Source organism: Streptomyces sp. TBY4 (assembly GCF_024213195.1).
Taxonomy (GTDB): Bacteria; Actinomycetota; Actinomycetes; order Streptomycetales; family Streptomycetaceae; genus Streptomyces.
In genome coordinates this window covers 48423-63791 of sequence record NZ_JANAVF010000014.1, presented here as the reverse complement: position 1 = coordinate 63791, position 15369 = coordinate 48423, and the positions used below count along the sequence as shown (strand labels likewise).

The following is a 15369-nucleotide window of genomic DNA, read 5'->3' as shown; positions in this document are numbered from 1 at the left end:
CGCAATGGTCGAAGAGGTCATGGCGCGCCGCAGCCGGATCACCCCCGAACGGGAAGCCGAACTGCACGGTGCGGTCCTCGACCTCCTGCGGGAGGTCGGCTACGAGGCGCTGACCATGGACGCGGTCGCCGCCCGTACGAAGTCCAGCAAGGCCACCCTCTACCGCCAGTGGGGGAGCAAGCCCGAGCTGGTCGCGAAGGCCCTGCGCTGCACCCAGCCGGTCTCCCTCCGGGAGATCGACACGGGCAGCATCCGCGGGGACTTCGGGGTCATGATCGAGAACTCCGACGACGCCCAGATGGCGAAGGACACCGCGCTGATGCGGGGCCTGACCCACGCGGTGCACGAGAGCCCGGAGCTCCACAAGGCGCTGCGGGACCTGCTCGTCGATCCGGAGATCAACGGTCTGCAGGTGATGCTGCAAAGAGCGGTGGACCGGGGCGAGATCGCCCCGGACTGTCCGGCCCTGGCCTTCGTACCGCACATGCTCATCGGGGCGTTCATCGCGCTGCCGCTCATCGAGGACCGGTCCGTCGACCGGGCCTTCCTCGGTGACTTCATCGACGCCGTGGTCTTCCCCGCCCTCGGCGTCTGAACCTGCCCGGCTGCCCACCCACGCAGCCGCCCGCCCGCGCTGTCCCCGCGCTCGATTTCCTGCCTGCTCCTGACACGCCGCTCTCGTCGTCGGAACGGCATTTCATGCCCTGATCCATCCCACGACCCGAACGGGAGAACCACCGACGTGGCCACCTTCCTCTACCGACTCGGCAGGGGCGCCTTCCGGCGCCGCCGATTCGTCGCCCTCGTGTGGGTGGCGCTGCTGTTCGTCGCCGGCTTCGGCGCGGCATCGGCGTCCGCACCCACCTCAGGCTCGTTCTCCATACCCGGCACGGAGGCCCAGCGGGCCTTCGACCTGCTGGACCAGCGCTTCCCGGGGATGGCCGCCGACGGCGCCACCGCCCGCATCGTGATCAAGGCCCCGGCAGGCGAGAAGGTCGACTCGGAGGCCGTCAAGCCCCAGGTCGAGAAGATCGTCAGCGAGCTGAAGGGCGGTCCGGGCAAGGACCAGATCTCCTCGGTCACCAGCCCGTACGAGGCCCAGGCGATCAGCGAGGACGGCTCCACCGCCTACGTGAGCGTCAAGTACAAGGTCAGCGGCATGGAGCTGACGGACGCCACCCGCGAGGCCCTCACGGAGTCCACCACGGCCGCCAAGGCCGACGGCCTCAACGTCCAGATCGGCGGCGACGCCCTGCAGGCCGCCCCCGAGACGGGCTCCGGCGAGATCATCGGCATCATGGTCGCCGCGATCGTCCTCGTCATCACCTTCGGCTCGCTCATCGCGGCGGGCCTGCCGCTGCTGACCGCGCTGATCGGCGTGGGCATCGGCATCTCCTCCATCACCGCGCTCGCCAACGTGCTGGACCTCGGCTCCACCACCTCCACGCTCGCGATGATGATCGGCCTCGCCGTCGGCATCGACTACGCCCTCTTCATCGTCTCCCGCTACCGCGCGGAGCTCGCCGACGGCCGTGAGCGCGACGAGGCCGCCGGCCGGGCCGTCGGCACCGCCGGTTCCGCCGTCGTCTTCGCCGGTCTGACCGTGGTCATCGCCCTCGTGGGCCTGGCCGTCGTCAACATCCCCATGCTCAGCAAGATGGGCTTCGCCGCCGCCGGCACCGTGGTCATCGCCGTCCTCGTCGCCCTGACGCTGGTCCCGGCCATGCTCGGATTCGCCGGCAAGAAGGTGCTGCCCGCGGGCACCAAGAGCAAGCTGTTCGGAAAGGGCAAGGGCACGGCCGACCCGGCCGCCGAGGGCGCCGACGCCAAGCCCAACGGCGGCACCCGCTGGGCCCGCTTCATCCTGCGCCGCCCCGTCATGGTGCTGCTCGCGGGCGTGATCGGCCTCGGCATCGTCGCCATCCCGGCGAGCAAGCTGGAGATGGGCCTGCCGGACGACGGCGCCCAGCCGGTGTCCACCACCCAGCGCCAGGCGTACGACCTGCTCTCCGAGGGCTTCGGCCCCGGCTTCAACGGCCCGCTGATGATCGTCGTGGACGGGGACAAGGCGCTCGCCGACGCGACCGCCGAGCGGATCAAGGGCCTGGACGGTGTGGCCGCGGTCATGCCGGCCATGCAGAACGAGGCCAAGGACGCCGCCGTCATCAACGTCGTCCCGAAGGACCGCCCGTCCTCCGAGGCGACCGAGGAGCTGGTCCGCGAGATCCGCGAGGGCAGCGACAGCGGCAAGGTGTTCGTCACCGGCGCGACCGCGATGAACATCGACTTCTCGCAGAAGATGAACGATGCGCTGCTGCCCTACCTGGCACTCGTCGTCGGCCTCGCCTTCCTGCTGCTGATGCTCGTCTTCCGCTCGATCCTGGTCCCGCTCAAGGCGGCCCTCGGCTTCCTGCTCTCGGTGGTCGCCGCCCTCGGCGCCGTCGTGGCGGTCTTCCAGTGGGGCTGGCTGGGCTCGGTCTTCGGGGTGGAGCAGACCGGCCCGATCATGTCGATGATGCCGATTTTCATGGTCGGCGTGGTCTTCGGCCTGGCCATGGACTACGAGGTCTTCCTGGTCACCCGCATGCGTGAGGCGTACGTCCACGGGGAGCGGCCGGGCCAGGCCGTCGTCACCGGGTTCCAGTACAGCGCCCGGGTGGTCGTGGCCGCGGCCGTCATCATGATCGCGGTGTTCTCCGGCTTCCTGGGCGCCAGTGACCAGATGGTGAAGATGATCGGCTTCGCGCTGGCCATCGCGGTCTTCTTCGACGCCTTCGTCGTCCGGATGACCATCGTCCCGGCCGTCCTCGCGCTGCTCGGCCACAAGGCCTGGTGGCTGCCGAAGTGGCTCGACCGGATCCTGCCGAACGTGGACGTGGAGGGCGAGAGCCTGCGCAAGCACCTCGGCGACTCCTCGGACGGCTCCGGGCCCGACAAGGACCGCGAGCTGGCAGGCGTCTGACCGGCTGACCCGTAGTACGCAGAACGGCCCCGCACCTTCCCGGTGCGGGGCCGTTCTGCGTGTCCGGGGCAATGAGACCGGGCGGGTCCGGCTGGGCCTAACGGGTGGCCGCGGGCGCGGGGGCGTACGTACGGCGCAGGAAACGGCGCAGGGCGGCGATGTCGAACTGGACCACCGCGACGCCCTCCGGGGAATGGAACTCGACGACGGCCTGGACGCGCCCGCAGGGCCAGACGCGTACGTCCCCGGTCCCGGTCGGGGCCTGGAGGCCGGCTTCGAGGAGGGCGCGGGGGAAGACCCACTCGTTCTCGGTGCCCTCGGGGGAGAGGCCGGCGGGGAAGACGATCCGTACGGCCAGCGGCTCGTCGGGGACGAAGCGCAGGGCGACCGGGATGGCCCGGTAGAGCGGGTCGTCGGTGATCACTCGGGCGCGCACCCGCTCCTCGACGAGGGGGGCCGTGGCGGTCGCAGCCCGTGTGGCGGTGGCACTTGCGGATGGATTCTCGGCGGCGGCTGACATCGACAAGACTCCTCGAATCGGAACATTTACGTCCGTATTTCCCCCAGCCTCGCACATTCCCACGAATCCGCACGGGGCTATTTGTGACGCCACCGCTCTTGCCAACGATTCGCAACTGGGCACTATTCTTGAACGGCTAAAGATTTTGTCAGTTCAACGGATCGACCCACAGTTCAACGGGCCGCTCGCCGGACCGCAGGAAGCGGAGCAGAACCATGCATGTGCCCGACGGCTTCATCGATGCCCCCGTCTCCATTGCCGCAGGTGTCGCCGCCGCCGGGGCCGTGGCGGTCAGTCTCCGGGGCGCCCGCCGCGAGCTCGACGAGCGCACCGCGCCGCTCGCCGGCCTCGTCGCCGCCTTCATCTTCGCCGTGCAGATGCTCAACTTCCCCGTCGCCGCCGGAACAAGCGGACACCTGCTGGGAGGCGCGCTCGCCGCGATCCTCGTCGGCCCCTATACGGGTGTGCTGTGCGTGTCCGTGGTCCTGCTCATGCAGGGCCTCCTCTTCGCCGACGGCGGCCTGACCGCCCTCGGCGTCAACATCGTCACCATGGGCGTCGTCACCGTGGTCGTCGCCTACGCCCTCTTCCGCGGGCTGGTCAAGGTGCTGCCCGACAGCCGCCGGTCCGTCACCGTCGCCGCCTTCGCCGGAGCCCTGCTCTCCGTGCCCGCCTCGGCCGCCTTCTTCACCCTCCTCTTCGCCCTCGGCGGCACCACCGACGTCCCGCTGGGCAAGGTGTTCGCCGCCATGGTCGGAGTCCACGTCCTCATCGGCATCGGCGAGGCCCTCATCACCGCCGCCACCGTCGGCGCCGTGATCGCCGTCCGCCCCGACCTGGTCCACGGCGCCCGCGGCCTGTCCGCCCCGCTGAAGCTGCGCGTCGGCGGCGAGCTGGTCGACGCCCCCGCCGCCGCCCCGGCCGCCGCGCCGGCCGGCGCCCGCTCCACCAAGCCCGTGTGGATCACCGGCCTGGTCACCGCGCTGGCCCTGGCCGGCATCGTCTCCTTCTACGCCTCCTCCAGCCCGGACGGACTGGAGAAGGTCGCCGCCGACAACGGCATCGACCAGAAGGTCACCGAGCACGCGGCCGCCGGTTCCCCGCTCGCCGACTACGGGGTCAAGGACGTCTCCGACGCCCGCCTCTCCGGCGGCCTCGCCGGAGTCATCGGCGTCGGCGCGACCGTCCTCGTCGGCACCGGCGTCTTCTGGACCGTGCGCCGCCGCCGCGCCGCCGACGTGACGGCCACCTCCACGGCCGTACCGGCCGCCTGACATGGGTGCGGGCCACGCCCACAAGCTCTACCGGGCCGGGAACTCCCCGGTCCACCAGCTGCCGCCGCACTGCAAGCTCGCCGCGACCTTCGGTTTCGTGGTGGTCGTCGTGTCCACACCGCGCGAGGCGGTGTGGGCCTTCGGCCTGTACGCCGTCCTCATCGCGGCGGCCGCGGCCGTGGCCCGGATCCCGGCGGGCTTCCTGCTGCGCCGGCTCCTGATCGAGGTGCCCTTCGTCGCCTTCGCGGTCCTGATGCCCTTCGTGGCCCAGGGCGAGCGGGTCGAGTTCGCCGGGATGTCCCTCAGCGTCTCCGGCCTCTGGGGCGCCTGGAACGTCCTGGCCAAGGGCACCCTGGGCGTGGCCGCGTCCGTGCTGCTGGCCTCCACCACCGAACTGCGGGCCCTGCTGCTCGGCCTCCAGCGGCTCAAGCTGCCGCCGCTGCTCGTCCAGATCGCCTCCTTCATGATCCGGTACGGGGACGTCATCAGCGACGAGCTGCGCCGGATGTCCATCGCCCGGCGCTCCCGCGGATTCGAGGCGCGCGGGATCCGGCACTGGGGGGTCCTCGCGAAGACCGCCGGAGCCCTCTTCATCCGCTCCTACGAGCGCGGCGAGCGGGTCTACCTCGCGATGGTCAGCCGCGGCTACGCCGGCTCCATGCCGGTGATCGACGAGGTGTCGGCCACCCGCACCCAGTGGGCGTACGCGGCCGCGCTCCCGGTGACGGCGCTCGCCGTCTGTCTGATGGGATGGACGTTGTGAACGCTGCGAACCCCGTGAACCCCGTGAACGCACCCGCCCCGCCCTCGCTGGATGTCTCCGGCCTCGCCTACGCCTACCCCGACGGGCACCAGGCCCTCTTCGGGGTCGAGCTCACCGTCGGGCGCGGGGAGCGGGTGGCGCTGCTCGGTCCCAACGGCGCCGGCAAGACCACCCTGGTGCTGCACCTCAACGGCATCCTGACCGGCGGGGTCGGCTCCGTGAGCGTGGCCGGGCTGCCCGTGGAGAAGCGCAACCTCGCCGAGATCCGCCGCCGGGTGGGCATCGTCTTCCAGGACCCCGACGACCAGCTGTTCATGCCGACCGTCCGGGAGGACGTGGCCTTCGGCCCGGCCGCCGCCGGACTGCGCGGCGCCGAGCTGGAGGAACGGGTGCGCGGCGCCCTGGAGCAGGTCGGGATGGCCGCCTTCGCGGACCGGCCCCCGCACCACCTCTCCTTCGGGCAGCGCCGGCGGGTCGCGGTGGCGACCGTACTGGCCATGCGGCCCGAGATCCTGGTGCTCGACGAGCCGTCCTCCAACCTGGACCCGGCCTCGCGCCGCGAGCTCGCGGACATCCTGCGCTCGCTGGACGTCACCGTGCTGATGGTGACCCACGACCTGCCCTACGCGCTGGAGCTCTGCCCGCGCGCGGTGATCCTCAGCGAGGGCACCATCGTGGCGGACGGCAGGACCCAGGAGGTGCTGTGCGACGAGGCGCTGATGCGGGCGCACCGGCTGGAGCTGCCCTTCGGATTCGACCCCCGGTCGGTCGTCGTCGGCTGACCCCGCAGGTGGCATAACCGCCGGTCGGAGGTTGTTGCACTGCCCGTGGACATCAAGGGTGTGGTGGCGGAGGGCTTCGAGCCCGTCAGGGATGCGTTCGTACGCAACTTCGAGGTGCTCGGCGACCGGGGCGCGGCGGTCGCCGTCTACCGCGACGGGCACAAGGTCGTGGACCTCTGGGCCGGCACCAGGGACGCCGACGGCACCGAACCCTGGGCCGAGGACACCGCGCAGCTCGTCCGCTCCGCCACCAAGGGCGTGGCCGCCGCCGTACCGCTGCTGCTCCAGCAGCGCGGGCTGCTCGACCTGGACGCGCCCGTGGGCTCGTACTGGCCGGAGTTCAAGGCGGGCGGCAAGGAGCGGACCCGGGTCCGCGACCTGCTCGCGCACCGCGCCGGGGTCCCGGCCCTGGACCGCGGGCTGACCGCGGCCGAGGCCGCCGACGGGATCACCGGCCCGCGCGCGGTCGCCGCCCAGCAGGCGTTCTGGGAGCCCGGCACCGCACACGGCTACCACGCGCAGACCTTCAGCTGGCTGCTGTCCGAGCTGGTGCTGCGGGCCACCGGCCGCTCGCTGGGGAGCATCCTGGCCGAGGAGATCGCCGAGCCCCTGGGCATCGACTTCTGGATAGGCCTGCCGGAGAACGAGGCCCACCGGGTGGGCCGGGTGGCGCCGGTCGATCCGCCGGAGGGCGCCGGCCTGCTCAAGACCCGGCCGCGGCGCAACGTCTCCGAGGCCTACGCCGACCCGGACTCCCTCACCCGCCGCGCCTTCGCGGCCATCGACCCGCTGCCCGACGAGAACGACCCCGCCTACCGGGCGGCCGAACTGCCGGCCTCCGCGGGCATCGGCACGGCCCGCGCCCTGGCCCGCTTCTACGCGGCGACCATCGGCGTGGTGGAGGACGGGGCCCGGATCTTCACCCCGGCCACCACCGCCCTCGCGGGCAAGGAGCTCTCCTCGGGACCGGACCGCGTCCTGGTGGTGAACACCCGCTTCGGCCCGGGCTACATGCTGCACGGCCCGGCCTCCCCGCTGCTGTCCCCGGCCTCCTTCGGGCACCCCGGCCGCGGCGGCTCGCTGGCCTTCGCCGACCCGGAGGCGGGGATCGGCTTCGGCTACGTCACCAATGCCCTCGCCAAGTCGGTCACCGCCGACCCGAGGGCCCAGGCCCTGGTCAGGGCCGTCCGCTCGGCGCTGTAGGGGCCCGCGAAAGGGCGTCGCGCGGCCGGGGCGGGGAGCGCTAGCGTGCCGTCATGACGACCACCGCGCACCCCCTCTTCGCCGAAGCCCTCACCGCACTGGGGCTGGAGCCCGACGTACGCCGCTTCCCCGACGGGACCCGGACAGCCGCCGACGCGGCCGCCGCGATCGGCTGCGAGCTCAGCCAGATCGTGAAGTCGCTGATCTTCGCCGCCGACGGGGTTCCCGTGCTGGTCCTGATGGACGGGGCCTCCCGGGTGGACGTGGAGGCGGTGCGCCGCGAGCTCGGCGCCGGCGCCGTCACCCGGGCGGACGCGGCCCTGGTCCGGGAGACCACGGGCTACGCCATCGGAGGGGTGCCGCCCTTCGGGCACCGCACCCGCACCCGAGTCCTCGCGGACCGCTCCCTGCTGGCCCACGAGGTGGTCTGGGCGGCCGCAGGCACCCCGCACACGGTGTTCCCGATGGACCCGCGCGAGCTGATCCGGCACGCGGGAGCCGCGCTGGCCGACGTAAGGGAGAGCTGACCCGGGGCAGCCCCCGGTCTGCCCCCTCAGCCCGCGTTCAGGACGGCCGCCACGATCGGGCCCGCCGCGTCGCCGCCGTGGCCGCCGCCCTCGACCATCGCGGCGGCCGCCACGTCGCCGCTGAAGCCGGTGAACCAGCTGTCCGGGTTCTGCGCCCCGTCCACCTCCGCCGAGCCGGTCTTCGCTCCCTTGTCGGAGCCCTTGACCGCGGACATCGCGCCCTGGGCGGTGCCCGAGGTGGCCGTCAGCCTCATCATCCGCACCAGCTGCGCCGCCACCGCGGGCTTCATCTTCCGGGGGGCCTTCGCGATCTCGCGTCCGTCCAGCGAGGCCTTGACCACGACCGGCTGGCGGAACACCCCGGTCCGGGCGGTCGCCGTGACCGAGGCCATCGTCAGCGGGTTCATCTGGATCTGGCCCTGGCCGATGTACGCGGCGGCCGCGGCCGGACCGGTCGCGTCCGGGACCTTCCCGTCGACGGTGGGCACGCCGACCTTCCACTCGACGCCCTCGCCGATGCCGAAGACCTCACGGGCCTCCTTCGGGAGCGCGGAGTCGTCGTCGACCGGCTTGATCTGCTTGATGAAGGCGGTGTTGCAGGACTGGGCGAAGCTCGTCGCGAAGGTCTCGCCGTCGAGCTTGAAGCCCTTCAGGTTCGTGAAGGTCTTGCCGCCCCAGCTCACCTCCGCCGGGCACTCGGCGACCTTGTCGGCCGTCACCAGACCCCGGTCCATCAGCATCGCGCCGGTCACGATCTTCATCGTGGAGCCGGGCGCGCGGGCCCCGCTGATGGATGCGGGGAAGCCGTCCCCGCGGTGGTCGGCGATGGCCAGGACGTTGCCGGTGCTCGGCTGGACGGCCACCACCGAGGCCTGCGGGAACTTCAGGACCGCCTGCTCGGCCGCCGCCTGCACGTCCGCGTCCAGGACGGTCTCGATCTCGCCCGGCTTCCCCTCGACCAGCGTCAGCAGGGTCCGCCGGGGTGCCTCCTGGGCCACCGGCTCGATCCACAGCTCGGCGCCGCTCTTCCCGCCCTGCCGCTCCCCGTAGGTCTTGCGCAGGCTGTCGAGCACCGGGCGCAGCGAGGGGTACTTCTCGGCCGTCAGCTCCCTGCCCTTGCGGTCGACGGCCTTGACGGGCGGGCTGGCCGGGGCGCCGCCGCGCAGCTTCTCGCCCTTCTGGAGCTCGGGGTGGAGCACCGAGGGCTGCCAGTCGACGAGCGGCAGCCCGGTGGTGTTGCCGCGGACCACGGTCAGCCTGGACTCGTAGGCGAGGGGCTTGGTGACCCCCTCGTAGGTGACCTCCGCCGCGACGGAGTACGCCACCGTGGTCCCGGTCTGGGCGCCGGGGGTGATCGCGACCTTGGACACGTAGGCCTTGGCCGTGTAGTCGGCGAGGGCGCCCTGCGCCTCCGCCGGGTTGTTCGTCAGATCGGCGCCGGCCCGGTAGTCCCCGGCCGCCCACGCGGTGAAGAAGGCCCGGGCGGTCGCCGCGGCGTCCTTGTCGCTGACCGGCCCGGTGCCCTTGGCGGGCACCGCCGGGCCGGTCGCGCTCGTACTCTTCGCGTCACCGCCGCCGTCGTCCCCCACCAGGGCGTACACCCCGTAGACGGCCCCGCCCAGCATGGCGAGGAAGGTCCCGCCGACGACGGCTCCCTTTGCAGCCCCGTTCATTCCCGCTCCCCGTTCCCGTGTGCCCCGCCCCACGGCCCCTGGACACTGAACGTGTTCAAGGAGCCCTTGGAGTAGACCTTACGTCGAACAGACAGACGGTCGAGGGGTTTGTTTGCCCCGGCGTCAGACCCAGGTGTCCAGCCACATCCGGTTCTGCCAGGAATCCATCGGGATGGTCTGGCCCGTGTAGATGGGCCAGAAATAGATGGAGTTCCGTGGCCCATGGCGGACATCGCCCCGACCTGCGCGTATCCCGTCGATCGGGGCCGCCCAGGGGCTACTGGGCCGTCTCTGGGCCGTGATCATGGTCCGGAGGGGTCCCGAAGAGCCCGTCCACGGCCTTCCTCGTCCGGCCCTCGCTGCTGGGCATCAGGTGGGTGTACGTCCGGAGGGTGAAGCCCGGATCGGCGTGGCCAAGGTACTGGCTCAAGGCGCGGATGTTCTCGCCGGAGTCCAGCAGGACGGACGCGTAGAAGTGCCGCAGGGCGTGCATCCCGTGCTGGGGCGCCGACGCGTACCGCTCGCCTTCCTCGGCCGGCGGGATGATGCCCGCGACCGCGAGGGCGGGCTTCCACATGAAGTCGTTGAAGTTGCTGACCCGAACGAAGCTGCCGGATCCCCCCGAGAAGAAGAGCGACTTCGTCACCGGCTGCCCGCTCGGGGTCCGCCAGGGGAGGGTCACCTTGACCGGCGGGTGCGCCTTGGAGTGAGCCAGCAGGGCCGCTGCTACGGACTTGGGGAGGGGAACCGAGCGGGTCTTCCCGCCCTTGGGGAGGGCGAAGACGTACTTCCCGCGGATCCGCTTCAACTGGTGATGCACGTGGAGCCAGCCGCCTTCGTAGTCCAGCTCGGCCTCATCCAGCCCGAACACCTCGCCCTGCCGCAGGCCGCAGCCGGCGGCGATGTCTACGGCCGTACGCAGGTGCTTGGGCAGAGCGGCACGGACCGCCAGAACCTGCGTCGCCTTCCAGGGGGTCACGCGGGGCTGAGCGGGCTTGGGGATCTGGACGGACCGGGCGCGGCAGGGGTTCTTGGCGATCAGCCCGTCGTCCACCGCAGCGGAGAACGCGCCCGAGACCGTGCCGAAGATGATCCGGCGGTGCGAGGACGCGGGTACGTGCTCCTCCAACTCGCCCAGCCACGTCCGGATGTGGCCCGGCTGGAAGGAGGGCAGAGGGCGGGTCCCGATGTACGGGTACGCGTGCAGCCGCAGGCGTCGCTCCGCTGCCTCACGGCTGTTGATCTCCGTGGTGTGGGTGGCCACCCACTTCTCGGCGAACTGCTGGAAGGTGATCCGGCCGGCGCGCGGGTCGAGGTACTGCCCGCGCGACATATCGGCGGCCGTCTCGTTCAGCCACTGCTCGGCGAGGCGCTTCTGCTTGTCGGGGAAGGACTTGGACTTCTCGGTGCCGTCGGGGCCGATGTAACGGGCCCGGTAGCGCATGCCGGTGCCGTGCCGATCGCTCTTGACTCGGGCGGACTTGCCGTCGGCCGTCGACTCGGTCTTGTACCAGCGGTCTTGGATGTGGCCTGCCACGTGGTGTGCCTTTCAGGGCGTACGGAGCGAGGGCGGGCCCGGGTGGGCCCGCCCTCGGCGGTTGGGGTGGTGGTGTGGGATCAGGCGGCGTTGCTGATGTCCGCCTGCATCTGCTCGGCGATCCAGCTGTGCACGGCGGTGGGGTCGTAGCGGACGTGCTTGCCGACGCGGAACCCGGGCGGGCCGGTGCGCTTCTTGCGCCACTGGTAGACGGTCTCCAGCGGGACGTCGAAGAGTTCGGCGATGTCGTCGGGGGTGAGGTAGCGGTCGGGGAGCCCGCGCCGGAGGGTGGCGCGAGGATCAGAGACGGCGGGCATGCACTCTCCTCGTGGTCCAGCCTTCTGGGGGATCCGCAACAGCCGCCACACCGCAACGTTGCTGGTCAGCGGCTTGCGTTTGTGGCGGATCGGGATTCTGTGGCGGATAGGTGCCGCCACACGCGGGGCGTGGCGGCACCGGGTGGTCGCGGGAGCTATCCGGCGACGGAGAAGAGCGGTGTGGCGGTTTCCGCGTGCGTGTGGCGGATGGCTGTGGCGGTATCCGCCACAGATTCACCCCCGCTGACCTGCGGTGTGGCGGCTGTGGCGGCTGTTGCGGACTTCTGGAGGTGCGGGGGGCAGTAGCGGGCCCAGGCATCGGCCAGGTCTTCGGCGTAGTAGCCCTTGGGGGTCGCGGAGCCGACTCGGATCCCGCGGGGCTTGATGGGCTTGTTGGCCGAGGTGACGTACTGGCCGAGCATCTGGGACAGGGCTCGGGAGGTGAGGGGCTTGCCGTCCATGTCGGCCCAGGGGGCGTCGTCCATGCGGAGGAGGCATTCGAGGATGGCTGCGGTCGGCACCCGCTCCTGGCCGTGGAAGACGTGGTCGCGCAGGTCGATCAGCAGGCGGATGCCGAGGGAGGAGGCGTCGTTCTCCTTGGCGGCGGCGACCAGTTCGAGGCATGCGGCGCGGGTTCGGCTCGGCCAGTCGCCTCCGGCTGCTTCGGCGACGGAGAGGAGGGGTTCCCAGACGTCGGCCGGCCGGTCGCTGACTCCGTCGGGCATGGTGGGCCAGGACCCGGTGACCTGCTCACGGATGGATTCGGTCCAGGCTGCGAGGCGGTCGCGCAGGGCGTTGCCCTGCTTCTTGTGGATGCGTTCCCGCCAGGGCTCGCACTTCTCGTTGGGGGCCTTCTTGCGCATCCGGATGATGACGGAGCGGGTGAAGACGGTGTCGGGCAGGGAGCCGAGTCCCGCGAGAGCGACGGCGCAGTAGGCGGGGAAGCCTTCCACCGTCTGGTTTGTGCCCTCCCCGACGCACCGGTACATCTTCCGACCCCGGGTGTGACCGGCGTTGAGGAACTTGCGCAGGTTCTCATCGCCAGCGGCCTTGGGGCCGAAGATGGTGTCGATCTCGTCGAAGAGGATCGTGGGCCGTTCCCCTTCGACTCCGGCGACGGACCGGAACAGCGCGGACTGCGAGGCGTCCACCGCGGCCATGGAGTTGGGCACGAGGGTCTCGATCACGTCCAGGGCACGGCTCTTGCCGGAACCGGGCTCCGGGGAGAGGAACGCGATCCGCGGGGTGGCGTCGAAGGCGTCGAGCAGGTGCGCGTGCGCGTCCCACAACGTCACGGCGACGTAGGCGGCCTCGCGCGGGAAGATGTTGAACCGGCGGTGGAAGGCTTCCACCTCGTCGAGCAGGGCGGCCCCGTCGATGGGCGCGACCGTGGGCTTGTGGTCGCTCATCAGGCGGCCTTCCCTTCCTGGGATACGAGCTGGGGGCAGGCGGTGCGGTGGCGCACGTGGTCGTCGATCAGCGCGAGCGCGCGGGTCTGGCCGGCGGCGAAGAGGTCCCGTCCGCACGAGCACCACGAGCGGGCGGAGGGTGTGACTCCTCGTCCGGGTGCGGTGATGTGGAGCCAGGCGACGGGCCGACGCCCGTCGTCGAAGCACGGGTTCAGGCGAACGGATGAAAGGACGCCTTCGGCGACGACCTTCGGCGCGCTATTGCCGTCCGTGGCCGGGGCCGGTTCGGCGGACTTGATCCCGGTGGGGGTGGGGGCAGGGCTGTTAGCCGGGGGGTGTTCGCGGGCGCTCATGCCGTCCGCCGGGTGCCGGGGTTGTTGCTGATGGACCAGTTGAGGGCGCTGGTGATCGCGGAGCGGTACTCGTACGGCTTGAGTCCGGCCGCGAACGCCCCCCTGCTAAGAGCCTCCTCAACCTCCCCGCGGTCGAGGTCGCCGGACGCGATCAGCCGCCCCAGAGCGCGGGCGGCCCGCACGAGCACCTTGTTCCGGTGCCCCTCAGGTGCGTCGGCAACGGCCTCCTCCTCGTTCCGCAGAGCTGCCATCACGTAGGAGGCCCGACGGCCACCGCTCGGGAGCCGGGCGGCGGTGACGGCCGGGCGGGCGATGATCCGGGGCGGCTCGGCGAGCTTCACTTGGAGCCAGGCCGGAAGCGGCGCCAGGGGCTGGTCGTCGGTGACGGTGTACGTGCCGGCGGGGGTGGTGCTGCCGGGGGCAACGACGTAGCCGCCCCAGGCCCGGGTGTCGATGTGCCTGCCGAGGATGTCCTGCGTGCTGCGCATCGTCGCCCCGGCCGGGGCGGTGAAGTACAGGTGGATCCCGCCGGACGGCGTGGCCACCGTGTACGTGCCCGGCACCTGCTCGCCGGTCGCTTGGCAGAGCGCGTCAAGGATCTGCGCGCCGCTCTGGGTGCCGGGCGGATCGGTCGGCTTGGGCGGGTCGAGGTCGATGACGACGAGGCCGGCCGGGCCCGTGGCCAGGCCCACGTTGTACGGGCCTTCGGCCCATGCGGTACGGATCCGGTCGGGGTCGGTGGTCGCACGCTGCTCGGGCTTGGCGTGCCTCTCGGCGCAGGCGCCGGTACGCGGGCACTTCGTCTCTCCGTGAAGGGCGGGGACCTTCGAGCTGGGCCGGAGTGGGAACACCGGCCAGCCTCGCTCAGCCGCTGCCAGCGCAGCCTTCAGCAGGTCGTTCATGCGGCGCTCCTGACGTCGAGTCCCGCGGTGGTGGGGGCGTTGAGGAGTTGGGCGTAGGCGTGGTGGGCCTGTTGGGGGATGACGCCGTTGCCGAGGATCTTGAGCTGTTCCTTGCGGGGCAGGTCGGGTACGGCGGTGACCCAGCCGGCGGGAAGGCCCATCAGCCATTCGGTAAACGCCGGGGCCAAGCGGCGGTTGCCGCGGGTCCCGGATTCCGTCGGGCAGGGCGCGGTGCGTCCGGTGATGTCCTGCCAGCGCCGGATGGCCGGGCCGTAGTCAGTGCCGTCGCCCGCGATCCACTGTCCGACGTCGACCGGGCCGCGGCCGAGGAGGTTGACGACGGTCTCGTTGAGGGGGCGGGCGTTGCGGCCCAGGAGGTTGGAGGCTCCGGACTTCCAGTCCCGGGCCGCCGGGGTGGGCAGCAGCCTCAGGCTTCCGGCGGGGCCGGGAGTCGGGTGACTGCGGTCCGCAGGTTCATCCCGCCCCGGCGTTTGGGGCTGGTGCCAGGGCCGCCAGTGCCGTCCGAGGAGGTGGGGGTCGGCATCAGCGGGATGGGCAACTGCGAACCAGCGGTCCCGGGGGTGCGGGGCGCCGACCTCGGCCTCACCAGCTCGTAGACATGTCCACCGGACGTCATACCCGAGCGCGGCCAGGTCCGCGGCGACGACGTCCAGCCCCCGGGACCGGAGCGCCGCCACGTTTTCCAGGAAGACGTGGCGCGGTCGAATGACGCCCACAGCCTGAGCGACGTTTTTCCAGACCTTCGACCACTGGCCATTGATGCCATCCCTTCGTCCGGCGTTGGAAATGTTCCGGCAGGGAAACCCCGCCCCGATCAGGTCCGGCCCGTACAGGTCGCGGACCTTCTGCCAGTCGATGGCCGTGATGTCGCCGAGGTTCGGCACACCGGTGTGGTGGGCGGCGAACACGCGGGCGGCGTGGGGGTCGTTCTCGGCGTAGGCGACGACTTGGCCGCCGAGCCCGGCGGTCAGGGCCATCTCCAGACCGCCGTAGCCGGCGCACAACGCCAGCATGCGAGGTGGGGAGCCGAGGGCTCGCCCGATGTCGGTGGGTTGGGTCATGCTGGGTGTCTCCAGTTCTTGTGAGGGCTGGGAGACGAGAGCGGCCCGGACTTTGGCGAGACGGG

15 protein-coding genes are annotated in these 15369 nt (G+C 71.6%); 7 read left to right on the top strand and 8 right to left on the bottom strand.

Features of this window, described 5'->3' with window-relative positions; genetic code table 11:
• Positions 1–4: 4 nt before the first annotated feature.
• Together NLX94_RS28255 and NLX94_RS28250 are read left to right on the top strand one after the other, a co-directional pair.
• Positions 5–595, top strand: coding sequence for a TetR/AcrR family transcriptional regulator (locus NLX94_RS28255; RefSeq protein ID WP_254385918.1), 591 nt, complete (start codon positions 5–7; stop codon positions 593–595).
• Positions 596–742: 147 nt separating this feature from the next.
• The gene (locus tag NLX94_RS28250; protein WP_254385917.1) at positions 743–2962 is read left to right on the top strand and encodes an MMPL family transporter; all 2220 of its coding nucleotides are present in this window, start codon (positions 743–745) and stop codon (positions 2960–2962) included.
• A gap of 97 nt (positions 2963–3059) precedes the next feature.
• On the opposite strand, the gene NLX94_RS28245 is transcribed toward NLX94_RS28250, so the two are convergent.
• On the bottom strand, positions 3060–3482 hold the full coding sequence (locus NLX94_RS28245) for an SsgA family sporulation/cell division regulator (RefSeq protein WP_254385916.1): 423 nt from the start codon (positions 3480–3482) through the stop codon (positions 3060–3062).
• A gap of 215 nt (positions 3483–3697) precedes the next feature.
• On the opposite strand from NLX94_RS28245, the gene NLX94_RS28240 reads away from it, so the two are divergent.
• Genes NLX94_RS28240 through NLX94_RS28220 form a run of 5 tightly spaced genes read left to right on the top strand, consistent with a single transcriptional unit; the run spans position 3698 to position 8031 of the window.
• Positions 3698–4756 carry an energy-coupling factor ABC transporter permease gene (locus NLX94_RS28240; protein WP_254385915.1) on the top strand — a complete coding sequence of 353 codons (1059 nt, stop codon included), beginning with the start codon at positions 3698–3700 and terminating at the stop codon, positions 4754–4756.
• Position 4757: 1 nt separating this feature from the next.
• Positions 4758–5519: a cobalt ECF transporter T component CbiQ gene (cbiQ, locus tag NLX94_RS28235; RefSeq protein WP_254385914.1), complete on the top strand. Its 762-nt coding sequence runs from the start codon at positions 4758–4760 to the stop codon at positions 5517–5519.
• Entirely contained in the window at positions 5507–6301 is a 795-nt protein-coding gene (locus tag NLX94_RS28230; protein ID WP_254385913.1) for an energy-coupling factor ABC transporter ATP-binding protein, read from the top strand. The genes cbiQ and NLX94_RS28230 overlap by 13 nt, the downstream gene beginning before the upstream one ends.
• A 45-nt stretch (positions 6302–6346) precedes the next feature.
• Positions 6347–7504, top strand: a complete 1158-nt coding sequence (locus tag NLX94_RS28225; RefSeq protein ID WP_254385912.1) for a serine hydrolase domain-containing protein — start codon at positions 6347–6349, stop codon at positions 7502–7504.
• Positions 7505–7557: 53 nt separating this feature from the next.
• Positions 7558–8031 carry a YbaK/EbsC family protein gene (locus tag NLX94_RS28220; protein WP_254385911.1) on the top strand — a complete coding sequence of 158 codons (474 nt, stop codon included), beginning with the start codon at positions 7558–7560 and terminating at the stop codon, positions 8029–8031.
• A gap of 26 nt (positions 8032–8057) precedes the next feature.
• Here NLX94_RS28220 and NLX94_RS28215 read toward each other — a convergent pair whose 3' ends face one another.
• The 7 genes from NLX94_RS28215 to NLX94_RS28185 all read right to left on the bottom strand — a co-directional run bounded on the left by NLX94_RS28215 (position 8058) and on the right by NLX94_RS28185 (position 15304).
• Positions 8058–9704 carry a penicillin-binding transpeptidase domain-containing protein gene (locus tag NLX94_RS28215; protein ID WP_254385910.1) on the bottom strand — a complete coding sequence of 549 codons (1647 nt, stop codon included), beginning with the start codon at positions 9702–9704 and terminating at the stop codon, positions 8058–8060.
• A 277-nt stretch (positions 9705–9981) separates the two neighbouring features.
• Entirely contained in the window at positions 9982–11241 is a 1260-nt protein-coding gene (locus NLX94_RS28210) for a site-specific integrase (protein ID WP_254385909.1), read from the bottom strand.
• 80 nt (positions 11242–11321) lie between these two features.
• Positions 11322–11558: a helix-turn-helix domain-containing protein gene (locus NLX94_RS28205; protein WP_254385908.1), complete on the bottom strand. Its 237-nt coding sequence runs from the start codon at positions 11556–11558 to the stop codon at positions 11322–11324.
• Positions 11559–11713: 155 nt separating this feature from the next.
• Positions 11714–12967, bottom strand: coding sequence for a DUF3631 domain-containing protein (locus tag NLX94_RS28200; RefSeq protein ID WP_254385907.1), 1254 nt, complete (start codon positions 12965–12967; stop codon positions 11714–11716).
• Positions 12967–13320, bottom strand: a complete 354-nt coding sequence (locus NLX94_RS28195; protein ID WP_254385906.1) for a hypothetical protein — start codon at positions 13318–13320, stop codon at positions 12967–12969. Before NLX94_RS28195 ends, NLX94_RS28200 begins: the two co-directional genes overlap by 1 nt.
• Positions 13317–14222, bottom strand: a complete 906-nt coding sequence (locus NLX94_RS28190) for a bifunctional DNA primase/polymerase (RefSeq protein WP_254385905.1) — start codon at positions 14220–14222, stop codon at positions 13317–13319. Before NLX94_RS28190 ends, NLX94_RS28195 begins: the two co-directional genes overlap by 4 nt.
• Complete coding sequence (locus NLX94_RS28185) at positions 14219–15304, bottom strand: DNA cytosine methyltransferase (protein ID WP_254385904.1); 1086 nt, start codon at positions 15302–15304, stop codon at positions 14219–14221. Before NLX94_RS28185 ends, NLX94_RS28190 begins: the two co-directional genes overlap by 4 nt.
• Positions 15305–15369: the final 65 nt, after the last annotated feature.

What these genes read in the sequence shown, in the direction of transcription:
- NLX94_RS28255 (WP_254385918.1), top strand. Translation starts at nt 5, where the DNA reads ATGGTCGAAGAGGTCATGGCGCGCCGCAGCCGGATCACCCCCGAACGG.
- NLX94_RS28245 (WP_254385916.1), bottom strand. Translation starts at nt 3,482, where the DNA reads ATGTCAGCCGCCGCCGAGAATCCATCCGCAAGTGCCACCGCCACACGG.
- NLX94_RS28240 (WP_254385915.1), top strand. Translation starts at nt 3,698, where the DNA reads ATGCATGTGCCCGACGGCTTCATCGATGCCCCCGTCTCCATTGCCGCA.
- cbiQ (WP_254385914.1), top strand. Translation starts at nt 4,758, where the DNA reads ATGGGTGCGGGCCACGCCCACAAGCTCTACCGGGCCGGGAACTCCCCG.
- NLX94_RS28230 (WP_254385913.1), top strand. Translation starts at nt 5,507, where the DNA reads ATGGACGTTGTGAACGCTGCGAACCCCGTGAACCCCGTGAACGCACCC.
- NLX94_RS28220 (WP_254385911.1), top strand. Translation starts at nt 7,558, where the DNA reads ATGACGACCACCGCGCACCCCCTCTTCGCCGAAGCCCTCACCGCACTG.
- NLX94_RS28215 (WP_254385910.1), bottom strand. Translation starts at nt 9,704, where the DNA reads ATGAACGGGGCTGCAAAGGGAGCCGTCGTCGGCGGGACCTTCCTCGCC.
- NLX94_RS28205 (WP_254385908.1), bottom strand. Translation starts at nt 11,558, where the DNA reads ATGCCCGCCGTCTCTGATCCTCGCGCCACCCTCCGGCGCGGGCTCCCC.
- NLX94_RS28200 (WP_254385907.1), bottom strand. Translation starts at nt 12,967, where the DNA reads ATGAGCGACCACAAGCCCACGGTCGCGCCCATCGACGGGGCCGCCCTG.
- NLX94_RS28195 (WP_254385906.1), bottom strand. Translation starts at nt 13,320, where the DNA reads ATGAGCGCCCGCGAACACCCCCCGGCTAACAGCCCTGCCCCCACCCCC.
- NLX94_RS28190 (WP_254385905.1), bottom strand. Translation starts at nt 14,222, where the DNA reads ATGAACGACCTGCTGAAGGCTGCGCTGGCAGCGGCTGAGCGAGGCTGG.
- NLX94_RS28185 (WP_254385904.1), bottom strand. Translation starts at nt 15,304, where the DNA reads ATGACCCAACCCACCGACATCGGGCGAGCCCTCGGCTCCCCACCTCGC.